Origin of the sequence: Paraburkholderia sediminicola (genome assembly GCF_046030555.1) — a bacterium.
Taxonomy (GTDB): domain Bacteria; phylum Pseudomonadota; class Gammaproteobacteria; order Burkholderiales; family Burkholderiaceae; genus Paraburkholderia; species Paraburkholderia sediminicola_E.
Window position 1 is genome coordinate 262,154 of record NZ_JAQQCH010000003.1, and the last position, 15,766, is coordinate 277,919.

The window sequence follows — 15,766 nt, forward strand, 5'->3', positions numbered from 1 at the left end:
CTGCGCCGCCCGTTCCTCGGCGGCGCAGCTTGCGCCACGGCTCCGAGCGACGGGTCGGCATCCCGGGCGCTTTGGGCAGCACGTGTTGGCGAACGTTGGGTGGCTCGTTCCGGTGACCGCTCAGGTGAACGTTTGGTGGCCCGCCCGGTGACACTTCAGCGCGCCAAAAAAACGTTCTTGACCTTCCCATCATGGGAAGGTCAATACTCGGTTCATGATGCGGCCCAATGCTGCTACGAGCCTGACCTGCCATGACCGAACTTGCCACGCCGCTGCGTCCCGCGGACGCTACGCCCTCCAGAACCACCGAACTCGACATCGGCGGGATGACCTGCGCTTCGTGCGCGATGCGCGTCGAGAAAGCCCTGGCCAAAGTGCCGGGGGTCACGGGCGTATCGGTGAATCTGGCGACCGAAACGGCAACCGTCAATCTAGGCGACGCGGCCGCGAGCGCTGATACCAACACCGACGCGTTAATCGCAGCGGTCAAGAAAGCGGGCTACGAGGCGACGCTGATAGCGCCGCCGGATACATCGGCGTCCGCGGTCGACACTTCCGCCCTTACCGCCGCAGACAGCAAGCGCAACCAGACCCGCCGCGAACTGGCGGCCGTACTCGCCTCTGCCGTGCTGACACTGCCGCTCGTCCTGCCGATGGTCGGCGAATGGTTCGGCTTGCACGCGATGCTTTCCCCCTGGCTGCAATTCGCCCTCGCCTCAATCGTGCAGTTCGTGTTCGGCGCGCGCTTCTATCGGGCGGCCTACCGTGCCGTGCGGGCCGGCGCCGGGAACATGGACTTGCTGGTGGCGCTCGGCACGTCGGCGGCTTATGGAATCAGCGTCTACGAACTGGCCACTCATCCGGGCGACATGACGCATCTGTATTTCGAAGCGTCGGCGGTGGTGATTACGCTGGTGCGCTTCGGCAAATGGCTCGAAGCGCGCGCCAAACGCCAGACCACGGATGCGATCCGCGCGCTCAACGCGCTGCGCCCGGACCGCGCGCGAATCCGTGTCGGTGCGGACGAACGCGAAGTGCCGCTCGCGCAAGTTGTGGTGGGCACGGTGGTGATCGTGCGTCCGGGCGAGCGCGTGCCGGTCGACGGCGCGGTGCTCGAAGGCCGCACCCATATCGACGAATCGCTGATTACCGGCGAAAGCTTGCCGGTACCGAAGCAGGCAACCGATCGGGTCACCGCCGGCTCGATCAACGGCGAGGGCGCGATTGCTGTGACGACCACCGCGATCGGTGCGGAAACGACCCTCGCTCGCATCATCCGCCTCGTGGAAAGCGCGCAGGCCGAGAAGGCGCCGATCCAACGACTGGTCGACCGAGTCAGCGAGATCTTCGTGCCGGCGATTCTGGCGATTGCGGCGCTCACGCTGGTGGGTTGGCTGATTGCCGGCGCGGGTGGCGAAACCGCGATTCTGAATGCCGTTGCCGTGCTGGTGATCGCCTGCCCGTGCGCACTCGGACTGGCGACGCCCGCGGCCATCATGGCCGGCACTGGCGTCGCTGCGCGGCATGGCGTGCTGATCAAGGACGCCGAGGCGTTGGAAACCGCGCATCGGGTGAATATCGTCGCGTTCGATAAAACCGGCACGCTGACGCTCGGGCAACCGTCGGTGACGGCGTTCGAGGCGATCGGAGGCGGCAGTCGCGACGAGGCGCTGGCGCTCGCCGCGGCCGTGCAGCGGCACAGCGATCATCCGCTGGCGCGGGCAGTGGTGAAGGCGTATGAAGCAGCACAGGCCGGCAATCTGCACGACGGCACCGCGGTTGCGGACTCGCTGGCGAATGGCGGCGTTGGGGCTCTGGGCGACAGCGCGCTGGGCACGCCAGCGTCCGTTGCGGTAGCGAAAGGCGCGGCAGAGTTTCCGGTTGCACTATGTACGGCAAACACGGCAAGCGCCGCCCGCGCGGTGCCCGGCCGCGGTGTGGAAGCCGACATCGATGGCCGCACCCTGGCGCTCGGTAGCACGCGCTGGCTCAACGAACTCGGCATCCAGCTACCGCCGCAACTTGCCGGGCGCGCAAAACAGCTCGAAGCCGCCGGCAACACCGTTTCCTGGCTCATACAGCGCGCGCCGCTTGCGCCCACCGCGCTCGCATTGATCGCCTTCGGCGACACCGTCAAGCCGACCGCTCGCGCGGCGATCGAGCGGCTTGCCCGGATGGGCATCAAAAGCGTGCTCGTCACCGGCGACAATGCCGGTAGCGCGGCGAGTGTCGCCCAAGCACTCGGCATCGCCGAAGTCCACGCCGAAGTCCTGCCCGACGACAAGGCCCGCGTGATCCGCGACCTGAAGATCCGCAGCGCCGGTATCGTCGCGATGGTCGGCGACGGCATCAACGATGCCCCCGCGCTCGCTGCCGCCGACATCGGCATTGCCATGGCGACCGGTACCGACGTCGCCATGCAGGCGGCCGGCATCACGCTGATGCGCGGCGACCCGGCGCTGGTGGCCGACGCCATCGACATTTCGCGCAGGACCTGGCGCAAGATCCAGCAGAACCTTTTCTGGGCCTTCGTCTACAACCTGATCGGCATTCCACTTGCCGCCTTCGGCTTGTTGAACCCGATGCTGGCCGGCGCGGCGATGGCGTTTTCGAGCGTAAGCGTCGTCACCAATGCCCTTTTGCTACGCACCTGGCGCGGCGCATCGGCACGGTGATGCGTTCGCGCATCGATGCGGTGACGGGCTATATACGCCCATATATTACGAAAAGCTTTCGAATGCACTAAAGAAATGGGCAAATCGGCCGTAATCCTGACATAGGTGTAAACCATGCATTCGCATGGTTTACACGTCACATGTCTCCCTTTACTCCGAACGCCTATGGAATTCCTCTCTTTGCGCCGCGCCAGTGTTGGCGCCCGGCTTGCCGTACTGTCGTGCGTGCTGGTGGCGTTGATTTTCGCGGCCTTTACGTGGGCGCTCACGCGCACCGCCGGCAAGCAGGTCAGCGATCAGGTACTCGAACGTATCGCCGACAAGGATCGCTCGATCGCCGCAATGATCACACTGTTCGACAAGGCGCTGTCGTCCGAAGTCGATCGTTCGATGTCGCTGTTCGCGAGCTTCCTGCCCGCTGACTACACGCTCGACGACACCCAGAAAATCGACATCAACGGCGTCGCCACGCCGACCTTCAAGGCCGGCGACAAAGTCCTGAATATGGACTTCTCGATTCCCGACCAGTTTCTCGAGCGTAGCGGCGCGGTCGCCACTGTATTCGCACGCAGCGGCGACGACTTCGTCCGCGTGACGACTTCGCTGAAGAAGCAGGACGGCTCGCGCGCGATCGGCACGCTGCTCGACCGCAAGGGACCCGCGTATGCACTGATCATGGCGAACAAATCCTTTACGGGACTTGCCGCGCTCTTTGGCAAACGTTTGATTACCCAATATCGCCCGCTTACCGATGCAAGCGGTCGCGTGATCGGAGCGCTCTTCGTTGGCGTGAACGTGGACAAGGAGATTCAGTCGGTCGAAGACGGCATCAGCAAACTGAAGATCGGTGACAGCGGCTACTACTTCGTGGTCAACGCCTCGAAGGGCGCGGATCGCGGCAAGTTCATCGTGCATCCGGCCGCCGCCGGGCAAAGCGCGGACAACGCAAATGCGCCGTATCAGCAGATGCTCGATATGAAAGAAGGCCAGCTCGAATTCAGCTCGGCTGATGCGACGCTCGGCGAGCGCAACGCGCGCGACAAGTTCGTGTCGTTCATCACCGTGCCGGAATGGCAATGGCTAGTGGGCGGCGTTGCGCCGCGCGACGAGGTGATGGCGGACGTCATCTCCACGCGCGATCAATTTCTGCTGATCGGTTTCGCGCTAGTCGGCGCGTTCGCGATCGTGTTCCTGATCGCCGTGCGCCGTCTCGTGAGCCGTCCGCTCGATGAAGCCGCAAAGGCGTCCGAGCGCTTCGCCTCGGGCGATCTGAGCGTGCGCGTGGGCAACGGGGCGAATGCACGCGCCGACGAAATCGGCCGCCTGATGCAGTCGATCGACGGCATCGGCGAAGGCCTCGCGCGTATCGTCTCGCAAGTGCGCAACGCGTCGACGGACATGTCGGAAGGCACCGAAAGGATCGCCACCGGAAGCGGCAATATCGCCGCGCGTATTGCCACGCAGGCGAGCAGCCTGGAGGAAACGGCGGCCAGCATGGAACAGATCACGTCAACCGTACAGCAGAACGCCGACCACGCCTCGCAAGCCAACACGCTTGTCACCCGTGCCGCCGATGCCGCCCTCGAAGGCGGCCGTGCCGTCGAACGCGTGGTCTCGACAATGGGCGAGATCAGCCGCTCGTCGCAGAAAATCGCAGAGATCACCAGCGTGATCGAAGGCATCGCGTTCCAGACCAATATTCTTGCGTTGAACGCTGCCGTGGAAGCGGCGCGCGCCGGCGAGCACGGCAAGGGCTTTGCGGTGGTCGCGTCGGAAGTGCGCGCGCTCGCGCAACGCAGCGCGGCTTCGGTGAAGGAAATCGAAGGCCTGATCGCTGCCTCCTCGGCGACCGTTCAAAGCGGCTTCCGGATCGCCGAGGAAGCGAGCTCGACGATGCAGGGCATCGTTCATCAGGTCGGGCAAGTGCGCGCCATCATGGCGGAAATCAGCGTCGCGTCGCGCGAGCAATCGGGCGGCATCGAGCAGGTCAACCTGGCTGTCACGCAGATCGGTGAGGCGACCCAGCAGAATGCGACGCTCGTCGGCGAAGCGGAACTCGCGGCGGCTGAGTTGCGCGCTCAGGCCGCGCGGCTTGCGCAGGTGGTGAGTGTGTTCAAGCTGGAAGCCGGGCGAGATTGAGGTGTTGCCTTTGTAACGGCGCGGCGCATCTTGCCGCGCCGCCATTGGCAATGACGACGCTAACGGCGCCGCCACGCCCTCATCAAAACTCCACGTCCAGTTCGTCGATTTCCTCCACTTCCTGCTGCGCGTCCGCGATCCACTGCTGCATTTCGGGCAGCACCATGATGCGCTGCCCGTATTCGACGATCTCCGGATCGAGCTTCACGTCATAGGTAACGAAACGCGTCACCACCGGCGCGTACATCGCATCGGCCGCACTGCGCTCGCCGAACAGAAACGGGCCGCCGTATTGCTTCAGGCAATCGCTCCAGATCGTCACGATGCGGTCGATATCCGATTGCGCCCGCGCCCACACCTTGAAGCCCGGAAAATGCGCTTTCAGGTTCATCGGCAACGCCGAGCGAAGCGAACCAAAACCCGAATGCATCTCACCGCAAATCGAGCGGCAATGTGCTCGCGCGCGGACGTCCCTGGGCAATAACATCGCGTCCGGTTTCAACTCGTTCAGATATTCGGCGATCGCCAGGGTGTCCCAGATCTTGATGCCGTCGTGAAAGAGACAGGGCACCAGAATCGATGGCGAGAGCAGCAGCAATTCGGCGCGCGCGGCCGGATCGTCGATCGGCATCACGATCTCTTCGAAAGGCAGCCCACTGAACCTGGTGAGCAGCCAGCCTCGCAGCGACCACGACGAATAATTCTTGCTGCTGATGGTGAGCGTGGTATTCGCCATACGTTTCTCCTCCGGATGAGGCGTTCAGCCGACGCCTGACGATGCGCATGCACGTTGCCGTGCGCGGACGCACCAAAGCGCGGCAATTTCGGCCCGCTCCCATGACGCGCGCAAATGCTATGCCAACGTACCGGGACGGCTGCGCCAGTGCGACTGCATGATTGGCACATGACTTGCCTCTATTCGGGCTCCTTCCTTTCCTGCACTCGTGCGAAGGTTATGAACCTGTTCGCATATCCCACATACCAGGCTTTCGCCGACATGATGCTGCCGATGCGGCACGGCGCTGCGCTGGTGAATCATTCGCTCGACGCGTGGCCCGCGTTTGGTGACACGTCGCATGGTCGCTCAATACGCGCGGCCTGCGAGCTTTTGACGCTCGCCGGGCTCACGCCTGTCAGGCCGCCGTTCGGCATCGATAGCGTGATGACGGAAGGCAAAGCAGTGAAGATCGTCGAGGAAGTGGCAGCACACACGCCGTTCTGTTCACTGTTGCATTTCCGTAAGGACACCGCGCCTTCACATCCGCAGCCGCGCGTGCTCGTGATCGCGCCGATGTCCGGCCACTTCGCGACGCTGCTGCGCGGCACCGTTCGCACGATGCTGGCCGAGCATGACGTCTACATCACTGATTGGCACAATCCGCGCGACGTGCCGCTGAGCCAGGGCCGTTTCGGCTTCAACGAATACGTACGGCACGTGATCGACTTCACCGAGAAGATCGGACCAGGTACGCACCTGCTGGCGGTGTGTCAGCCGACAGTCGCCGCGTTAGCCGCGGTCGCGCTCATGGCCGCCGACGACAACCCTGCACAGCCCGCCAGCATGACGCTGATGGCGGGCCCGCTCGACACGCGGATCAATCCGACGCGTGTCAACGAACTGGCCAAAAGCAAACCGCTCGAATGGTTCGAGCAGAACCTGATCAGCGCGGTGCCGTTCGGTTTTGCGGGCGCGCACCGGCGTGTGTATCCGGGCTTTATGCAGCTCACCGCATTCATGTCGATGAATCTCGGCCGTCATCTCGACTCATTCGAGACCATGCATTACGAGCGCGCCAAGGGCGATCCGGCGAAGGCCGACACGATCCGTACCTTCTACGAAGAATACTTCGCGACGATGGACCTGACGGCCGATTTCTATCTGGAGACCGTCGATACGGTTTTTCAGCGGCATGCGCTACCGCTGCATGAGCTTGAGGTGGAAGGACGGCTTGTAGAGCCCTCGAAGATTCGGCGTACCGCGCTGCTCACTGTCGAAGGCGAAAAGGACGATATCTGCGCGGTTGGGCAGACGCTCGCCGCGCAGGACATGTGCGACAAATTGCGGCCGTATCTGAAGACACATCATGTGCAGACCGGCGTGGGGCACTATGGCGTGTTCAATGGGCATCGGTGGGAGCGGCAGATTTATCCACGTGTGCGGGCCGTGATTTACGACAACGAGCCGCGCGCGGTGGTGGTGAGTTCACGGGCGCGCACAATCCAACCGGTGTCGGTGGCTGCGGCTTCTGAGGTAACGGTGGCAGCACCGGCTGCGGTGGCGATGGTCGATGTAGACGTGGCGTCGGCGGCCGCAGCAACTGCCGCGCCAAACGGACTTGCCGCGAGCGCCAGCGCCAGCTCCGCCGTCAAACCACAGCAGGCTTCACGGTCAACGCGACGACGGCCACCCACGACGCGGTGAAGTGTTGCTCCGGGTAGGGCGTTGCCGCCGCCGCGGCTCTCCTCAGGTCGCAATCAAGCCGCGACGCTCTTCCACGGCTGTACCGCAGGCACCTCACACGGGCCCTCGACTTCAATCGACTTGAAGTCCGCCGGCGACACGATTTCGATGTACTCCATATCTTCGGAATAATCGAACAGATAGTGGACGATGCCCGGCGCCTGATGCACGCAATCGCCGGCGGCGACGAGCGTCTCCTTGTCGCCGTACATGAAGCGCGCCCAGCCCTTCAACATGATCACAATGTGGAAATCGGCCTCATGACGGTGCCAACCGGTGCCTTGCTCTGGTGCGTGATTCGCCTTGACGAGTTGCGCGAGCACCTTGCCGCCGGTCGCCTGCGCGATGCCTAAATCGCGATAGAGAAAAAAGTCGCGTAGGCCCTGATCCACGTAGGACGTGTCTTGCGGACGGACATGGCTGAACTGCGTGGCGAATTCGGTGGACATGATCGCGCTCCTCTTGAGTGAGCCGGCAGTTGAAAACGACGCGTTGGAGCGTCGGTTGCAAGCATCAAGCGGGCCAGTTTTGCGGAGCTATCGCTTTGCGTTTCGCTGAGCCGATCAGATGCGTGCCGCGCCGCATTGCGCGGCACAAGGCGCTTCAAACGCTTTGGATGCTTATGCGGTCGGACGGAACATCTGGAACATCTCGCCGATTTCCGCGTAGTCGGCACGATAGCCCGCGCGCATGATCGGTTGCGCGGCGTGCGTGTCGAACAGTCCGTCTTTCAGATAGGCCTCGTTGATGTGAACGCCGACCACTTGCCCGAGCGACAGGTAGTTATCCATCGGCTTGCCGTCGAGGGTATGCAAACGGATCACTTGCAGCAGCTTGCATTCGAGCGAGGCCGGCGATTCGGCGACGTGCGGCACGGCAACATTGCGGCCCGGTGCTGGGGTGAGGCCGGCGAGTTCGAATTCGTCGACGTGGGACGGGACTGGTGCGGAGGAGCGGTTCATCTGCTCGGCGAGCGGCTTGCTGGAGAGATTCCAGACGAACTCGCCGGTGGCTTCGATGTTGGCGATGCTGTCTTTACGGCCTTCGCTGCAGAAACCAATGATCGGCGGAAAACTGGCAAACGCGCCGAAGAAGCTGTAGGGCGCGAGGTTCAGCGTGCCCTCGGTATCGCGGGAGGAAATCCAGCCGATCAGGCGCGGGGCAACGATGGCTTTGAACGGGTCATGCGGGAGGCCATGACCGGCAGCGGGATCGTAGAAGTAGTGGGACATGGATTGTGTTCGGGTTCGTGGGCGAAGTGGGGAGTATTTATACCGCAGAGTGCCGGGAGCTGCTGAGAGCAGCACGAGCCTGTCTGATCGACGAGAGTCAGCGGCGGCGACACTCAAGGAAGATACCCCGCTGCCACACGACTGCTGGTTTAACCACGACTAATCACCCGCTTCCGGCCGGCTCTAACCTGCGCCAAATGGGCGTCGTCCCATTCATAGAATCCAGCGCCGCTGCGCACGCCGACGCGCCCCGCATTCACCTGCGCACGCAGCAGATCGAGCACGTCTTCGTCCTTGGCGAGTTCCGGCATCAAATGCGTGGAGATGTCGAGAAAGGTGTCCAGGCCGCCCATGTCTGCGCCCTCGAGCGGACCGACAATCCCCCATCGGCGCCCGAGCGAGGCCTTCATGACCCGATCGACCACGTCAGGCGTCGCCGCGCCCGAGCGCACGATGTTCAACGCCTCGCGCAGCACCGCGAACTGCAACCGGTTGCCGACAAAACCCGGAATCGCCTTCGCCAGCACGACCGGCTCCATGCCGATCGCGCTCATCAATGCAGCGGTCTGCTCAGTGACTTCCGGCGCGGTCGCGGTACCCGGCACAACTTCGACGAGCGGGATCATGTGCGGCGGATTCCAGAAATGCGCGATCAGGAAACGCTCCTTCGCGCGCAACGGCGCAACCAGTTGATCGGGCGGAAAACCGCTGGTGTTGCTCGCGAGAATTGCATCGTCTGCCATCAAACTGGCCAGCGACGCATACAGGCGATGCTTCAGTTCGAGCACCTCGGGAATCGCCTCGATCACGAATTGCGCCGACGCCATGACGTCGAGCTGTGCATGCGTCTCGATGCGCGCAAGCGCCGACTGTTTGGCGGCGTGGTCGATGCGTCCGGCGTCGATCAGTTCGTCGAGCACCGCCTCCGCCTTCGGCGCAACGCTCGCGAGGCGCGCTGGGTCGACGTCGTGAACGATCGTCCGGTGCCCGTGCAATGCACTTTGCGTCGCAATGCCGACGCCCATCAATCCCGTGCCCACTACGCCTATGACTGCCTTGTTCACGCTGCTCTCCTGCTGCCGTCGATGAAAGCTTTCAAGCATAACGCAGCGTGCATTTTTCCTGGACCGAACGTGACAAAGCCGGTCTTCCGTGAGGAAGGACCGGCTTTGTGGACTTCACGCCACGTCAGGCGGCGCCGTCATACGCGCATTAATAACGCGGGGGCGGCGGGCGACGATCGTCGTGGTGATGCGGATCGTAGTCGTGCGGATGATGATGCATCCACTCGTCATGAGCCCAATAGCGATGGCCGTCGTAGTAACGATCCCCATGCCAGCCGATGTTGATCGACACGCCGACCGGCATCATGTGCGGCTGACCGTAAACCGCCGGTCCCGGACCATTCTCGACGATCACCCGTTCCTGGGCGAAAGCGCTGCCGGCTGCGAGCAACGCGCCGCCCGCCAGCAAGGTTGCAATAATCGAACGCGATGTTTTGTTAAAGGTTTTCATAGTGACCTCCCATACAAAGTTTTTGTATCAAGCCAGCGCCCGTGTTCGGTCAACATCGAACCGTGTTTTTGGTTCGGACCAGACGCCGTACGCTTGAGACCAACTTTAGCGGGGCAAACCGCATGAAGAAGTGAGCACTTGTAAGCGCACATTTCATAGAAAGGGACGGATGAGGGATAGCCTTTTGGTGTTCGCCGCCCGTCTACAGCGCATGCGCGATAGATCAACTGAATGCCAGGGCGGCAACCTGTCAGCCGCCGTTACATTCATTTCGGCCAGGAAATATTTGGAAAGACGGGCAAGCGGGCGATAACGGCACAAAAAACAAAAGCCACGGCACGCGTTTCGCGGGCAGTGGCTTCAATGATGCTCGTGCACTCGAGGTGCGCGCCCATACGCGGTGATCCGCGCTCAGGCGATACGACTTTGCTTTTCAGTCGCTCAGCTTGACGCCGAACAACGTAGCTTGCGCTCTGCGCATGCGATCTGCTTCACGGCTACGCGCTTCGTACGAATAGTCCGAATCCAGCGGCAGATGGGGCGACGCAAAGAGGTCGCTGACCTTTTGGAACAATGCAAAAATGAAGCTCATGGCGACTCCCGGTTGGTTACTGCATTAGCTAGGGTTTTCCCTTAAGAATGATTATAGGGTTTTCCCTAGGCAAAAGCTAGTGCAACGCAGCAATTTTTCGGGTGTGGTGTATTGCCACAGGGTTTTTATTCATGGTGCGTCGCACCACGACAACGTCCCTCTTTTTCATATTTCAGGGTCAGAGCTTCCGCCTACTGAAGCGTGGTCGATTGCGGCTTCCTGCTGCGGGTGGGTTTCGCATTCGTCGTACTTTTCCCCGGATTGGCCACGGCGGCATCAACGGCGCCTGCCGCAGTGCCCTCCGCGCGTACCAGCGTCGCATTGTTGACGGACACGATCAGCCCCGGCAGCGTCCGGTTGGGATTGTCTTGCGGCTTGACGGAGGCGCCCGTCGCCGAAAACTCCACATTCAACGCCCAGTGTCCCTCGTGTATGCCCTGATCGCGCAGAAGCGCGGCTAGCAGTTCCTCGATCGAATATTTGTGCTCGCTAGTCGGCATGGTGGCCCCCGTCAGAAGATGCGCTGGCGTATCCGGTCCGGCTTCGCAACAGCTACGAGAGTGTAAAACGCAAGGTTTGGCTTGCGACGGATCCGCCGGCGGACGATGCCTTACGGCGCCTATCCTGGGAAGCGGGAACGGAAGCGAGGTGAGCGGGAAACGGGAGGAGCGAAGTACACACCCAGCATGCTGCGCCGGCGAAGCGAGCCACCGCGGGCCGGCTAACGCCGGCGCGGTGGTCGCCGAAGATCAATGCGAGTTGGCCGCTTTCGGCTTGTGCGCATGCTGTGCTCGCGTGCCGCGCTTGCTATGAGCGGGCGCGGCCGCGGCTGGTTGAGGCGCCACGGTTGCGGCTGCGGTAGAAGCTGCATTGGCCGCCGCCGCGTTGGCCATCGCCATGTGCGTGTCGAGCAAGCTGGCCATGGCGGCCTGCTGGTTCTGCATCAACTGTTCGATGCGGTGCTGCTGGGCGGTGGTTTCACGCGTCAGGCGCATCAGAAGCAGCGTCTGTGTGATGCCAATCGCGACCGTCACCAGCAACGCGCCCACCACAATCGACAACATCCATTTCATGCGGCGTGAATGATCGGTCGCGGCGAGGCGTTGATCGGCGATCACGCCATACAAGGCGTCGACGGTGTCGGCGAAGGCCGTCGCGCGTGCGCGGTCGAGTTCAGGCGCGGCACGCAGCGCTGCGGCGGCAGCTTCGGCGCGTTGGGTTTCCCGGAACGAGGGCGCAGCGAATGCGACGTTGGCGTGCCCGGATGCGAATCCGGGCGCAGATGCAGGCGCATTGCCCGACGCCTTGGCGGCCGGCTTCGGCGCAGCATCCGCCGCACCGGAGTCGGACTCAGGTGCGGACTCAGGCTCGGATTCAAACGAAGAGGATGACGAAGGCAAAGCGCGCCCCGCTCCCACATTCGCGGCTTCTGCGCCAGCCGCTTCTCGCGAAGCCGTCGCCGCCTTGGCAAAGGTCGCCGCAAAGCGCTGCGGCGGCCTAGGCGGCTTGGCATCGCCCGAGGTCGATGCAGCCGCTGTATCGGTCGTCGTTGCGCCCGGCTCAGCCGCCTGGCGCAACGCGGTCACGCTGCGCGCCACGGTAGCCGCCGCCATCGCAGGCGTAAGCGACGTGGCGGCGTCACGTGCCGCTGCCGCCGGCGTCTCTTCAGCCGGTGTCTCTACTGCCGGCTTCAGATCGCCGAAAGCCAGCTCGCCAACAAGCGATCCCGCAGCCTCCACAGCGTCCGGCTCCAACCCGCTCAATTGCGCGCTCATCGGCGCCGGTTCCTCGGATTTCCCAGCGCGAGGCACGCGGCGCGGCGCCCTCGCCTCGAGCGACGCGCCGTCTGCGTCGATCGCACCCACCGCTGCCAGCACGACATCGGGTAATTCAAAGCCATGCAGCGTGCGTTGCCGGACGTCGATATTCATCGCTTCCAGCGTGGCGCGGGTGGGATCGTCGGGGAACAGGTCGAGCGTACTGTCGTCGCGCGAGGCATCGCTCAGTTGCGCGAGACGTTGTGCCGAGCGCGCGGCGCGCGCCAGCTTGTTTTCAGTTTCGGTCGAGACGGTGGCCTGACGCCGCTTCTTCGAAGCGGCGCGCTGAGGCCGGGACTGCGTGGATGCTGCGGAATCTGCCATAGAGAAAAAAGCGGTCGTCGCCGGAAAGCGGGCGCCGAGCACCGCTCGTCAATGCCATTGGAATTTTTCGAGACCGCATTGTCGCATGGCCGCCCGCCCCTGCCGAAGCCATTCGCCGACGTTTTTCCGTTTTTAAGACGACGTCTCGTCCTGCCGGAACTGCTTGACGCCGTGCAACTGACGCAAGCGTGCGCAGATCGCCCCATATTCGGTATTCGACACGCGATGCAACGTGATCACCACTTCGTCGCACTCCGGCGCGTCGTCGCTTTGCTGCATCACGAATTGCTTGACGCGCGGGCTCGCAGCGCCGAGTTCGTCATGCAGCGAATGGAACGTCATACTGCCGCGCTCGACGATCATCGTCAGCTGACGCCGTTGCTTCACAGTGATGAAACGGCGCTCGAGCGGCTTGATCCCGGCGAGGATAATCAGAATGATGATCGTCGCGGCAATCGATGCCGTGTACAGCCCACCGCCAACCGCCAGCCCGATGGCCGCGACCGACCAGAGACTCGCCGCCGTCGTCAGCCCGCGCACGATTTCACCGCGTAGCAGGATCGAGCCCGCACCGAGAAAGCCGATGCCCGAGACCACCTGTGCCGCCATCCGCGACGGATCGAGCACAACGTGATCGCCTGTCAGCACTTCCGCAAAACCATAGGCCGATACGATCATGATGAGCGTCGAACCGACGCAGACCAGCATGTGCGTGCGTAACCCCGCGGCCCACGAAAGCCGTTCGCGCTCGAAGCCGATGACGCTGCCGAGCGCAGCGGCCAGCACCAGACGGGAAATGAGTTCGAGGTTCCCCAACATTGTTTTTCCTCCTTATCTGAAATTATTTGAAGCGTGTCCCGCACCTGTAGTGGAGTGCCAACGGCAGCTGTTTGCTTTATGCTTGGCCGCACGCCGTCGCGCGGATTGCTGGGACGGTCGTCATGCTGCTTCCAGGCCATCTCATTGCAGGCCAATCAGTAATCAGTATCCACGATCACCAGCACAGCACGAACGCCAACAACCGCGCCGCCGCGAGAGCCAAAAATTCCGCCGTCGCTTCGAATGACCCGTTTGACCAACCGAACTATGCAGAGCATGACCCCTTCCCCCGCTTCGACGATCGCGCTCGCCACCACACTACGCGATCATTTCACTCGCGTGGTGCTGCCGCTGTGGCGCGGGCCGGGTTTCAACACCGCGCTAAAGCTGCCGTACGAAGCGGTCAACGCCGAGGGTCCCGAGCCGTTGCCCGTGGAACGCTACCGGGCCATGGCCTGCGCGCGACAATTGTTCGTGTTCTCGCAAGCAGGCGATGCGGCGCATGCCCAGGTGCTGTTCGATTCGCTGATGCACACCTTTCAGGACACGCGCCACGGCGGATGGTTCTATAGCGTCGATGCACAGGGCGCGCCGCTCGACACCACCAAAGACCTGTACACGCATGCGTTCGTGGTATTCGCTTGTGCGGAATATGGCGGCCGTTCCGGCAACCGCGACGCGCTGGAAGTCGTGCATCGCACGTCGGCACTGATTCAGTCGCACTTCGCGGCCAGTGGCGACCTGTTCAACGCCGCGCTCACCGCGGACTTCGCCTGCGTGACCGGCACGCCGATCCAGAATCCCCTGATGCATCTGACGGAAGCCTGGCTGGCCGCCCGCGACGCCACGCGCGATAACGCCTTCGACGCCGCGCTGCGCCGCCTTGCCGGCGCCGTCGCGCATCACTTCGTGCATGCGCCGACCGGCTGCATCGCCGAATTGCCGATTGGCGCGGACGACAATCGTCTGGAACCGGGACACCAGTTCGAATGGTTCTGGCTGGTCAAGCAGGCAGGCGCGTTGTTCGAAGCCACAGGTCTCGACGAATCGCTGACGCGCGCGTTCAGCTTCGCGCAGCAATATGGCGTCGACCCGCAAACGGGCGGCGTGTGCGCCTCGCTCGACGAAACCGGGGGAATCAAGGACACCACCCAGCGGATCTGGGCTCAGACGGAATATCTGCGTGCCCTGGCGAGCCATGACGACCCGGCTGCACTTGCCGCGCTGCCGCGGCAAATCGAGCTTTTCCAGCAACGCTTTCTGCGTCCGCAAGGCTGGTTCGAATGCAAAACGGCGGCCGGCGACGTGGCGCGTGCCGACATGCCGTCGACCACACCCTATCATCTCGCAACCGCCTATAACGCGTTGCCAGGCTAAGCGCTGGCCGTCGTTCTGCCGGGCATCGGCCTTAAAGCCGACTGGCCGGTCAATCAATATTCTTCGCGTTGCCAAGGTCCCCAATCGGCGTCGGCAGTTTTAAATCGCGTGTAGGTCGCGCTTTGGCCGGTGGGGGTATCCGATGCGTCGCCGTGCGGCTTTTTATCGGTGGTGTGAAGGGCGAAAGCCTGGTGATTTTCGGTGTCGACCGTGATGCGGCCGACCGGATCCGGGGCGCCTTCTTGAGGTAGTTTCGACTCCAAGATCGCGAGATACGGGGTCAAACGACTCCAGAACGAGGTGAGTTCTTCTTGCAAATAATGTGTCAATGTTTTTCCTGGAAGAGTAATACAACCAGTTTACCCTACCGGCTCGGACACCCCTGCAAAATGCTTCCGAGCCCCAAAAGGGCCCAATCAGGGGAATACCCGAATACTTGTTGATTGGCGTCCATCATAAAGACGTGATACAACTCGTACTTCGCGCTCGATCTCGTGTTGAGAAATAGCGGTCGCGAATGCAACACACAACATTTACTGGATTAAAAATGGCAACAGGTACTGTGAAGTGGTTTAACGATGCAAAGGGCTTTGGCTTCATCACCCCGGACGACGGCGGCGAAGACCTGTTTGCACACTTTTCGGAAGTTCAAGGCAGCGGCTTCAAGTCCCTGCAGGAAAACCAAAAAGTGACGTTCGAAGTCAAGCAAGGCCCGAAGGGCAAGCAAGCTGCGAACATCCAGCCGGCCTAAGTACCTTCAGGTACTTTGAGGCACGCTTAGGCGCTTGCGTCTGATGCAAAATGGCCCGCTTCGG

At 62.5% G+C, this 15,766-nt stretch carries 15 protein-coding genes; 5 read left to right on the plus strand and 10 right to left on the minus strand.

What is annotated here, in order from left to right:
* Window positions 1-251: 251 nt before the first annotated feature.
* Entirely contained in the window at window positions 252-2,675 is a 2,424-nt protein-coding gene (locus PQQ52_RS06910; protein ID WP_408208297.1) for a heavy metal translocating P-type ATPase, read from the plus strand.
* 165 nt (window positions 2,676-2,840) lie between these two features.
* Window positions 2,841-4,814 (plus strand): methyl-accepting chemotaxis protein, encoded by a 1,974-nt coding sequence (locus PQQ52_RS06915; protein WP_408208300.1) that lies wholly within the window; start codon window positions 2,841-2,843, stop codon window positions 4,812-4,814.
* Between the two features lie 82 nt (window positions 4,815-4,896).
* Here PQQ52_RS06915 and PQQ52_RS06920 read toward each other — a convergent pair whose 3' ends face one another.
* A complete protein-coding gene (locus PQQ52_RS06920; protein ID WP_408208303.1) occupies window positions 4,897-5,550 on the minus strand; it encodes a glutathione S-transferase family protein in 654 nt (217 codons plus the stop codon).
* A 219-nt stretch (window positions 5,551-5,769) separates the two neighbouring features.
* Between PQQ52_RS06920 and PQQ52_RS06925 the strand changes: the two genes are divergently transcribed.
* Window positions 5,770-7,236 carry a polyhydroxyalkanoate depolymerase gene (locus tag PQQ52_RS06925; protein ID WP_408208306.1) on the plus strand — a complete coding sequence of 489 codons (1,467 nt, stop codon included), beginning with the start codon at window positions 5,770-5,772 and terminating at the stop codon, window positions 7,234-7,236.
* Between the two features lie 53 nt (window positions 7,237-7,289).
* Here the strand turns inward: PQQ52_RS06925 and PQQ52_RS06930 are convergent, their stop codons facing one another.
* From PQQ52_RS06930 to PQQ52_RS06965, 8 genes are all read right to left on the minus strand, one after another.
* Window positions 7,290-7,724, minus strand: coding sequence for a cupin domain-containing protein (locus tag PQQ52_RS06930; RefSeq protein ID WP_074289073.1), 435 nt, complete (start codon window positions 7,722-7,724; stop codon window positions 7,290-7,292).
* Window positions 7,725-7,895: 171 nt separating this feature from the next.
* Window positions 7,896-8,507: a flavin reductase family protein gene (locus PQQ52_RS06935; protein WP_408208309.1), complete on the minus strand. Its 612-nt coding sequence runs from the start codon at window positions 8,505-8,507 to the stop codon at window positions 7,896-7,898.
* 149 nt (window positions 8,508-8,656) lie between these two features.
* Window positions 8,657-9,610, minus strand: coding sequence for a 3-hydroxyacyl-CoA dehydrogenase family protein (locus tag PQQ52_RS06940; protein WP_408208311.1), 954 nt, complete (start codon window positions 9,608-9,610; stop codon window positions 8,657-8,659).
* A gap of 109 nt (window positions 9,611-9,719) precedes the next feature.
* Entirely contained in the window at window positions 9,720-10,022 is a 303-nt protein-coding gene (locus tag PQQ52_RS06945) for a hypothetical protein (protein ID WP_408208314.1), read from the minus strand.
* A 433-nt stretch (window positions 10,023-10,455) separates the two neighbouring features.
* The gene (locus tag PQQ52_RS06950; RefSeq protein ID WP_408208317.1) at window positions 10,456-10,614 is read right to left on the minus strand and encodes a hypothetical protein; all 159 of its coding nucleotides are present in this window, start codon (window positions 10,612-10,614) and stop codon (window positions 10,456-10,458) included.
* A 191-nt stretch (window positions 10,615-10,805) separates the two neighbouring features.
* On the minus strand, window positions 10,806-11,114 hold the full coding sequence (locus PQQ52_RS06955) for a hypothetical protein (protein WP_408208319.1): 309 nt from the start codon (window positions 11,112-11,114) through the stop codon (window positions 10,806-10,808).
* A gap of 249 nt (window positions 11,115-11,363) precedes the next feature.
* Window positions 11,364-12,755 carry a hypothetical protein gene (locus tag PQQ52_RS06960; RefSeq protein WP_408208322.1) on the minus strand — a complete coding sequence of 464 codons (1,392 nt, stop codon included), beginning with the start codon at window positions 12,753-12,755 and terminating at the stop codon, window positions 11,364-11,366.
* A gap of 132 nt (window positions 12,756-12,887) precedes the next feature.
* On the minus strand, window positions 12,888-13,574 hold the full coding sequence (locus PQQ52_RS06965; RefSeq protein ID WP_408208324.1) for an MgtC/SapB family protein: 687 nt from the start codon (window positions 13,572-13,574) through the stop codon (window positions 12,888-12,890).
* Between the two features lie 267 nt (window positions 13,575-13,841).
* On the opposite strand from PQQ52_RS06965, the gene PQQ52_RS06970 reads away from it, so the two are divergent.
* Entirely contained in the window at window positions 13,842-14,951 is a 1,110-nt protein-coding gene (locus PQQ52_RS06970; protein WP_408208327.1) for an AGE family epimerase/isomerase, read from the plus strand.
* A 53-nt stretch (window positions 14,952-15,004) separates the two neighbouring features.
* On the opposite strand, the gene PQQ52_RS06975 is transcribed toward PQQ52_RS06970, so the two are convergent.
* Window positions 15,005-15,280 (minus strand): hypothetical protein, encoded by a 276-nt coding sequence (locus PQQ52_RS06975; protein WP_408208329.1) that lies wholly within the window; start codon window positions 15,278-15,280, stop codon window positions 15,005-15,007.
* Between the two features lie 218 nt (window positions 15,281-15,498).
* Between PQQ52_RS06975 and PQQ52_RS06980 the strand changes: the two genes are divergently transcribed.
* On the plus strand, window positions 15,499-15,702 hold the full coding sequence (locus tag PQQ52_RS06980; protein WP_007178724.1) for a cold-shock protein: 204 nt from the start codon (window positions 15,499-15,501) through the stop codon (window positions 15,700-15,702).
* Window positions 15,703-15,766 lie beyond the last annotated feature (64 nt).